The sequence below is a fragment of the Gluconobacter vitians genome, assembly GCF_015244565.1.
In the GTDB taxonomy this organism is placed as follows: Bacteria; Pseudomonadota; Alphaproteobacteria; order Acetobacterales; family Acetobacteraceae; genus Gluconobacter; species Gluconobacter vitians.
In genome coordinates, this window is record NZ_JABCQG010000039.1 from 1 (window position 1) to 8,310 (window position 8,310).

The following is an 8,310-nucleotide window of genomic DNA, read 5'->3' on the forward strand; positions in this document are numbered from 1 at the left end:
GCTCGCACGGCGTGCGTGGTCGTGGCGCTGCCATGACGTATCTGTCCCATAAGGCTTCCTTCCACTCGCGTGAAAATATCACACCATCAAATCCCGGGACTAAACACCTAGGCTTGGCACTGCTTATAGCTTTGGAGACGCTCATGATTGAAGCTCACACTTTCCGAGTGTTAACGCGGGCTTTTTTCAGGAAAACAAAAGACTGATTATCCATCCGGTAATAGCCAAGGCGAGCAGAAGTCCTGCCCTTGCATAGACGGAGACCGGCATGAGGACGATCTGGCCTGTGGAACGCGGTCGGCCCCTTTTACGCTTTGTGGCGACAGGGTTCAGGTCAGACCCTGCAGAAACACTCTTGCCGTGACCCCAATCGGAAACGCGGGCGTCGCACTGAACGCGCGATGCAAGAAATGCGTCAAGGTCCTGCTTGCGAAAGCGCAGCCGTCTGCCAAGCGAAATAAAAACGGCAGGTCCGTCACCGCGCGATCGCATCGTCCTGAAGCCATCATAGGAGATCCTAAGATATTCCGCGGCTTCCCTTGAAGTCATGACCGTAAGAGAGGTTCGCTCATCTGGTCTGTCCATGTCCGCGCCTCACTGCTTGTCGGTATATTCAACAGGGTAGAAAGGCGTATTTATAAATCAATCAGTAAATCGACCCTGAGAGATTGCACCTCGTCACGAAATCCACTTTTGAAAAGCATTTCCTGTTTCTGGCCAGAGAGATTTTCCGCGCATAGAGAAACATGACAAATGATGTTAGCGGAAATATGTTCTGTATTCGTATGAACATCTTGTGTGTCGCATCTATTTGATAGCGCTTTCATCCCGATCGTAGATGTATCCCAGCAGACGGGCGCGCTCTTCCGCATCCTCAGCAAAGGTTGTCAACACGGGCTGGTAGTAGCGGTCCAGACTTTTGAGATCGCGATGCCCGGTGACCCTGCACAGATCCAGGGGATTGGGGAAAAATCTGGCAAGACGGCTGGTGGCTTCGTGACGGAGATCGTGAAACGTCAAATCGACAAGCCCTGCTTTTTTGACGTGACGACCGTATCGCACTGAAAAAGCGCGTTCGTCGCCGATCCGGAAGATCAGGTCATCCGGATCGGGTGGGGCAGGAAGAGTATCCAGCTTGTCGTATAGCAGAGCTCGCGCCCCGGGCATCAGCGGGCGCAATTCCGGGCCCATTTCTTCAGCAAGATGCAGTGTCTTGGTGTGTCGGAGCGAAATTGTTCGTGCCACAAGATTGACATCGCGCCAGCGCAGGGACGCGGCTTCGCCTAATCGGGTGGCTTGCTCGATGGCCCATCTCACAAACCAGACGTCATCCGGATGGTTTTCGGACGTCACTGCGGCAAGCAGGCGGTCGTATTCGTTGGCTTCTGTCGTCTTGTGAGGAGTAGGGGGCGTCGGGCTCTCCGGGGCGTCTTCCTGCAGTCGTCGGTTGCGCTTGCGATCGGCGCCTGTTGGCCGCTTGATCATGCGACCTGAAGCCGGATTCAGCGAGAGCGGAACATCCCATTCACTCATTGCATGATTGAGGATGGAGGCCAGAAGGTTGAGCCGCTTGACGACTGTCGCAGCAGCCAGATCCTTGCCCTGACGGTCGCGAAAGCCGCGAACCGCTGGAACCGTCAGGCGGGAGAGCTTCAGGTCTGCGATGGGATCGCGAAGCAGTGCTGGAATATGCCCTGTCCGGTCAGCGTCGCGGTGAGCCATGCATTCGTCGCGGTAGCGCTCAATCAGGGTTCTAAGCACGAGACCGTCCAGGGCCCGGACGTCGATATGACGCCCTTCACGCACTTTGACCGAGGTTTCCTCGAGCCAGGCGCGGGCGAGGCGGGCGGTGTCAAATGTTCTGATGATCCGCTGGCCGTTGACCAGCTTGCGGGCCCTGTATTGCCTGGGACCCCGACAGCTCACGCCATCAGGAAGAGGCCGTCCTGTCGCAGGATCTTTGGTATTTTCGGCGGACTTTATACGGGCCATGAGACGAACTCCGAAAGGGGACGGACTCGTCATTGGTCCAGAATTGGTCCAAAATCGCTACTTAATTTTTTAGTTTTGGCGCCCGATACAGCTCTAAATTGCTGACATTATTACCAAAAAAAATTGGCGTCCCGTACGGGATTCGAACCCGTGTTGCCGCCGTGAAAGGGCGATAAGTATGGACTAAATAGCTGGGTTTTCCTGTTTAAATTGTTGATACTAGGACATTTAATATCACTGACCATCACTGAATACAACTAGATATCACATTGGGGTGGGCCCAAATCGGGCCCAAAAAGTTACCGCCCTGACTGGTTATCCAACGCTGTCTCTCTGGAGCAGCAGGGGAAATATCTGATCACAGGGTCAGTGCCTGTCTGAGATCGTTATGCTCGAATGCGCTCGCCATACGCTGGATCTCCGCTGACCGGGCACCGACTTCCCTGGCAGTCTCCCGCCATGTCGCGGTGACCGTCGCCACTTCCTTGATGACAGTGCGCGCTTGCGGCAGCGTAAGAGCGAAGAATTCCGATGCCGCCTCGAGAAGCTCGACGGAGCAGGTTCCTTCATCAAGATCAATGTTTGTGGTCAGTACCCGTGCTTTGAGATCGGCCGGAACAGGATTTAGGTCGTAGGCTGGAGAAAGCGACCATCCGGCCTTTCCCTGCCAGAGGAAACCATGATTGCGCAGATGATCATCGACATTCGAGATCAGAACATTGAAGACCACGCGCCGATAGAGGGCGTGGGCGTCCGTCTTTCCCTGTGCGCCGTATCGTGCAAGGGCGTCCACGATTTCCGGGTAACTCCCGCGTTCCCCGTCTCTGGCGCCCATCATCGCCATTGCGGACAGGAACGGAATACGGGTGGCGCCGTCACGGTCGAAACGCTGTGAGAGAAGAACCGCTTTGCCGGCGACATGGATCAGTTTGTGTCGTGGGGTAGCAATGCCAGCCTGCCCGGCCAGTCGCAAGGCGATCTCCTCCCAGGTTTCCATGCTGTAGTCGTCAGTCTCTTTGGGAAACTTGGCGATGGAGAGATGACCGTTCTGGTCGATGACCGAGGCTTTGGGCCGTGCGCCCCCAAGGGAAGAACCGGGAGCGAAAATGAGCTGAAGGTCTTCGTCGGTCTCCTCGTCACGAAGAATGCGCTCGGTAATCTGAAGCAGGCGGCCAAGGTCGATCAATGCGGGAATGCCAGCCCGGATAGGCGCCTGAAAGACCCTGTTTTCCATCCAACGGAAGCGGAGCGCTCCTAGCCGGGTTTCATCAGCCACTCCGAGCAGATAGTCGCTTTCCGTGAGAGTGCGAACGGCGCGACCTTGACGTTCTGCAAGGCGACGTTCCGCTCGCTGCATGAGACGACGCCCCCATGTGTCCGGAGCAGAGTCGCCGATGGACCCGAAAATAGATAGTCCGGCAGGGGGCGCGAAAGCCCCGCGTGTCAGCGTAAGTGCCGGTTCGAGCGAAAATCGTCCTGCGTCTTGGAGCCATGCTTCGTCATATTCGAACAGGATCGTCTCTGTGCCTCGGACTCGGTTGCTCCTTGCAACGCCGACAGGCCGTATCTGGCCGTTCAGATCAATATGCACTTCAAAGTCAGCCATCGCGTGACGGTCCAGTGCTCCGTTTGAGATGGATATGTTTCGGCAAAGCCGCGCTGGCCAATGCCTGTCCGACACTGTCATGGCTGATGTCGGCAATCTGGCCTAGGCCGTCGAGCAGTCCGAGTGCCTGGAGGACGGTGGCATAGATGCCAATGCTGACACCGGCATCCCCAGCTTCGATGCGCTGTAGAGTCGAGCGCGAGGTGAAGGCACGCTCTGCTACCACGGCCATGGGCAATTTGCGGCGACGACGCGCGTCGTGGATATCGCTGCCCAGCTTGCGCAAGGCGCGACGGACAGAAGCGGGCGGGCTATGTGGCGTCGGCATTTGTCATCTTCATGCTACTTTATGTGTGAATATGTAGCACGAAGATAGCAAAATACTCAAAATGGAAATTGTTGATGGGGGTTGTGCAGATACTGCCAAGCCATCAGTGATAGGCTTCAAAGCCAACGGGTCATGATGGTTTCGGGTCTCACGAGGCAATTGTAAGCATTTTTTTGTCAAAAAAGTCACTCCAACTTGTTGAATAATAACGGAAATAAATTTTTATCACGATTTCGTGGCGTAGAGAATTGCGGTAGCGTGCCCTCTCGACGGGCAAAAGCAAAAATGTGCGAAAGTTCAATCCGAAGCCACTTCGACCGGAAGTTGGGCAAAAGGAGTAAGCACATGCGAGACGATTCCGTTAGAATCATGTCACGCCAGGGCCGGGAGGCTTGGCTGAGAAAGAATACCCGGTTCAATCCAGCAACTGAGGCCTTTGAGATGTGGAATGTGATCACCTTGGACTGGCAGGTGGTCACCCCGGAGAATCTCGAAAGGGTCTATCCGCGCGAGGTGTACGGGATATGTTTCGCCGAAGGCATGTGGCAGGCCCTTCGGGATCAGGCCAGTCAGCGACCGTATAATCCTATACAACAGGGTGATTCTCCAATTTATTCAGAGCCTCAAAGACAGGCCTGGATTAGGGAAAATCGAAGACGGAAATGCTTACCAGAGAGAATTGAAATCTGGGATATTATTCTCGGACGATGGGTGGCAGTCACGGTTGATACGCTTGCGCAGCATTATTCCCGTTCTTATTGGGCACGCATTGGCTTGGAGAAAGCATGGGCCGAAATTCAGAAGGGTGATATCGAAACGATTGTACCAGATGACATGACCTTCGACGAACACGTGGCGTTTCTGGCTGACCATTTGTTTGGTCCGAAGAAGAGTGCACCAATCCCCCCAGACGAACGTCTTTCAGTCGTCCAAGATGATTTTTATTCTGTACAACAGGCGCTAGGGTCGGCAGGCCAGCCTCAGCCTCAGCCTCAGCCTCAGCCTCAGCCTCAGCCTCAGCCTCAGCCTCAGCCTCAGCCTCAGCCTCAGCCTCAGTGCGATATAGAAAACGAGAACATGCTGAGAGTTAAAATTTCTCGAGATCTCGAAGCATGGTCTGTTAAGCAGACAGGATTTGTGACGTCTCGATTGATTGTGGAAGACTTGCTTGGGGGGACATGGCCGTTGCCCGTGGCTCAGCTACGGTCTTTAACCCAATCTATGCGTGATGCTGGGTGGACGCAGGCGCGAAAGTCAACGGTTAGATTTTGGATCAAGGATGCTTAAAACGACATTAACTTGCTGCCCTGCCTCATTAAAATTTTGTCGGAATGGCAGTAAGGGGGGGGAAGCGGAAGGTCGGCTTTGAGAGGACAATCTGAGAACGTAGCCATTCCCAGTAGCTGTTGGACTACTTAATGCGATGCCATCTGCACTTGGTAGCCCTCCGTTGCCCAATCGGATGTGCATTACTAACCGTCACTACGTTGCATAGAATAGATAGCCCCCAAAGATTGAGTTGGTAGCGGTCATGGTTGTGAAGGAAGGCCATTCAGCTTTGCTCTGCATTGCAGAATGCTGTATGGATCCAGAAAAGGACGGATCCATATGTATAGCAAAAAAGATCTACAGGGTTTCGCGAAAGCAGCACATTCGCTCAAACTCTACCGTCGAGCCGATCTTCGAGACGACGTGACGGATAAGTCACTTATAAAGAAGCTATACGTCGATCCTTTACAAAATGACGCTGTTCTTGAGACGATGCTGCGCGACAGTACAACTTTCCTCATTGGTCGTAAGGGAACAGGCAAATCGACGGTTTTCCTGCGTGCTCAACATGAGCTTAGAGCAACGCCAAATTCTGCGTCGGCCTATGTTGATATTAAGACTGTCTATGAAGCCGCAGACGTGGATCCTACTATACCGTCGCAAATTGCGGAAGCAGGTCTTGCGCTAAGTGAGAACGATCTCAAACGAGTACTACTGTATCGCGGATTTATTCGTGCGGTTCTTTCTGATGTTACTAAGGAATTACAACAAGCTGTAAATTCATCAATTTTTGATAAAATCATTGATCGGTCGGGTCTAAAGCGAAGCGACATATCTGGAGCGATTCAAGAGCTTCTCGACGGTTCATTCGAATCTCAGTTCACCGATGTAACCGCGATCCGAACTGCGGCATCGAAAGTTGATCGAGAAACCGTCAGAGATCGGAAGGCGACTACGGAGTTGGGGCTAGAAATAGAAGCTTCAGCTACAGGGATTAGTGGCAACGGCAAGGTCAAACATATTAAGGAGAACAACTCGTCAATAAAGAATACCTCTTCAGAGGAATATTCAGATCTCGTACTTAGCACGTTTAACATTATTGGTGTAATTGAAGGTCTTCAAAAAATACTTTTAAGTATTGGCGTTAAAAGGATTTTTATATTCATCGACGACTTTTCTGAATTACCAGAAGAGGCAATGAGAGTTTTTGTAGATACCATTCTCTCTCCTTTAAACAATTGGTCTAATGAGTTTATAAAATTCAAGGTCGCCGCGTACCCGGGAAGAGTTTATTTCGGAAAGATAGACCCCACTAAGGTCGATGAAATCTATTTGGATCTTTATAAACTCTATGGTGAGAAAGACGTAAGTACGATGGAAGAAAAGGCGACCGACTTCACGCGGCGCCTCATTGAAAGCCGATTTCAGCATTTCTTAAGTAAAAGTTTCGAAGAGTTTTGCGATGAAGATACGAATGCCATCTATCGACAACTATTCTATGCATCAATGGCCAACCCTCGCATCCTCGGACATCTTCTTGCTAACCTTAGAGATTCTGTCACGGCCTACCAACGCCCCATAGGCATCCGCGCTGTTCAGGATGCAGTTACCAAATATTATGAGGAGAAAATTGAGCCATTCTTTGGAATACAGAAATTTTCTCATGAAAGCTTTGCCGAACGAGCTTCTGTTTTCAGTCTCAAAGAACTTCTGGAATCTATCGTTTCTAGAGCGAGGGATTTGCGAGAATATAAAGATTCTCGTGTTACGCGCGATCTGAAAGGCCGCACTCCATCAAGCCATTTCTATATAGTTAGTTCGCTAGAGTCGTCACTTAGAACATTAGAATTAAACTTCTTCCTTACTTTGTATTATCAGATGAGAGACCGAGATGGAAATAAAGTATCAGTATTCGCTTTGAATTATGGGTTATGTCATAAATACAGCATTGCTTTTGGTCGACCATCTACTCAAAGAGAGCACAGGTTGTATTTCGTCGAAAGGATATTTGACGATACGTCCATTGTCCGAAAATTTCTTGAGCGCAATCAAGAAATAAAATGCGATAAGTGTTCCGAAACGTTCGGTATAGACACGCTCAGTAGTCTAGCAATGTACGATATGCTTTGCCCAAAATGTAAGCGGGGTAAGTGCGAAGTGATCAATCTCTCCAAGAAATACGAGAGTGTGATCAGAAGCGTAAACCCAAACCTTTTGTTGCCTGCCACAGAACTCGGAATTTTGGAAACGTTGTACACAGAGAAACGAGAAATGGTGGCTTCTGAGATAGCTGGAGAACTGGATTGTTCATATCAGTTGATCGGAAAGAGAGGTCGTAATTTAGCTGAGAAGGGGTTGGTGAGGAGAGAAAAGAACGATGTCAATCGTCGGATATTCTCGATTACCGAAGATGCGCAAGAAGAATACTTTGACGGCAACGAAGAGAGGCTTCTTGATGTCTAATCCCACATGAATCCGCTCCCAATTGATCCTCTTATATAAAACGGTGTCAATTACACACACTTGGTTTGTACTTTCGGGACTTGAATTGAAGAGGAACCTGTGGACAAGGGTTATGACCGAGAATAATCGTCAACTCGGCATCGGCCCCAAAAGGAGACTGCCACCGTCTGCTATTGGATATCGGCGCTCATACATTGGTGATGCGAATCTCCCGCAACGGTCACAGGCTATCTTTTCACAATTAGCACTGCAAAGCGGCAGATATAACTGACTCGAACACTGAGAAGACCCGGATATGCTATGTCCGTTTTCAAGACTACGTGCCAGCCTGCCGAACGTCCGATAAGAGGCGTAAGCTGCCATGACATCTCGCTCTCCGGGACAGCGCCAAGGCTCTTAGGTCGTGGGGCGAATACTGCACCAATCCGCGAAATTATGGCTGCGCCTCCGTTATACTGTCTAGGTGTTTAGTCCCGTGTTTTGATGGGGTATTATTTTCACGAGAGTGGAAGGAAGCCTTATGGGACAGATACGTCATGGGAGCGCCACGACCACGCACGCCGTGCGAGCAGCAATACAGCGATCGCAGGCTTCGCTCGCGACGCTGAGCAAGGAGTTCGGGATCAACCCGAAAACAGTTGCAAAGTGGCGG

7 protein-coding genes and 1 pseudogene are annotated in these 8,310 nt (G+C 51.2%); 4 read left to right on the top strand and 4 right to left on the bottom strand.

Translation table 11 applies throughout. The features are described 5' to 3' along the window. On the top strand, positions 1-206 hold a 206-nt coding region (locus tag HKD24_RS15395), incomplete at its 5' end, for a hypothetical protein (protein WP_228124468.1). Here HKD24_RS15395 and HKD24_RS14440 read toward each other — a convergent pair. From HKD24_RS14440 to HKD24_RS14455, 4 genes are all read right to left on the bottom strand, one after another. Beyond that, on the bottom strand, positions 187-585 hold the full coding sequence (locus HKD24_RS14440) for a helix-turn-helix domain-containing protein (protein ID WP_228124469.1): 399 nt from the start codon (positions 583-585) through the stop codon (positions 187-189). The genes HKD24_RS15395 and HKD24_RS14440 overlap by 20 nt on opposite strands. A 222-nt stretch (positions 586-807) precedes the next feature. Then, positions 808-2,025 carry a tyrosine-type recombinase/integrase gene (locus tag HKD24_RS14445; RefSeq protein WP_194260884.1) on the bottom strand — a complete coding sequence of 406 codons (1,218 nt, stop codon included), beginning with the start codon at positions 2,023-2,025 and terminating at the stop codon, positions 808-810. Positions 2,026-2,350: 325 nt separating this feature from the next. Continuing rightward, the gene (locus HKD24_RS14450) at positions 2,351-3,598 is read right to left on the bottom strand and encodes a type II toxin-antitoxin system HipA family toxin (protein ID WP_194260885.1); all 1,248 of its coding nucleotides are present in this window, start codon (positions 3,596-3,598) and stop codon (positions 2,351-2,353) included. Then, positions 3,591-3,926 (bottom strand): helix-turn-helix domain-containing protein, encoded by a 336-nt coding sequence (locus tag HKD24_RS14455; protein WP_141354415.1) that lies wholly within the window; start codon positions 3,924-3,926, stop codon positions 3,591-3,593. The genes HKD24_RS14450 and HKD24_RS14455 overlap by 8 nt, the downstream gene beginning before the upstream one ends. 345 nt (positions 3,927-4,271) lie before the next feature. Here HKD24_RS14455 and HKD24_RS14460 point away from each other — a divergent pair, with 345 nt between their 5' ends. The 3 genes and pseudogenes from HKD24_RS14460 to HKD24_RS14470 form a co-directional block, all read left to right on the top strand. Continuing rightward, positions 4,272-5,213 (top strand): hypothetical protein, encoded by a 942-nt coding sequence (locus HKD24_RS14460; protein WP_194260886.1) that lies wholly within the window; start codon positions 4,272-4,274, stop codon positions 5,211-5,213. A gap of 321 nt (positions 5,214-5,534) precedes the next feature. Next, positions 5,535-7,658, top strand: coding sequence for a helix-turn-helix domain-containing protein (locus HKD24_RS14465; protein ID WP_194260887.1), 2,124 nt, complete (start codon positions 5,535-5,537; stop codon positions 7,656-7,658). Between the two features lie 520 nt (positions 7,659-8,178). Beyond that, positions 8,179-8,310: pseudogene (locus HKD24_RS14470) on the top strand (IS481 family transposase); the annotation flags it as partial.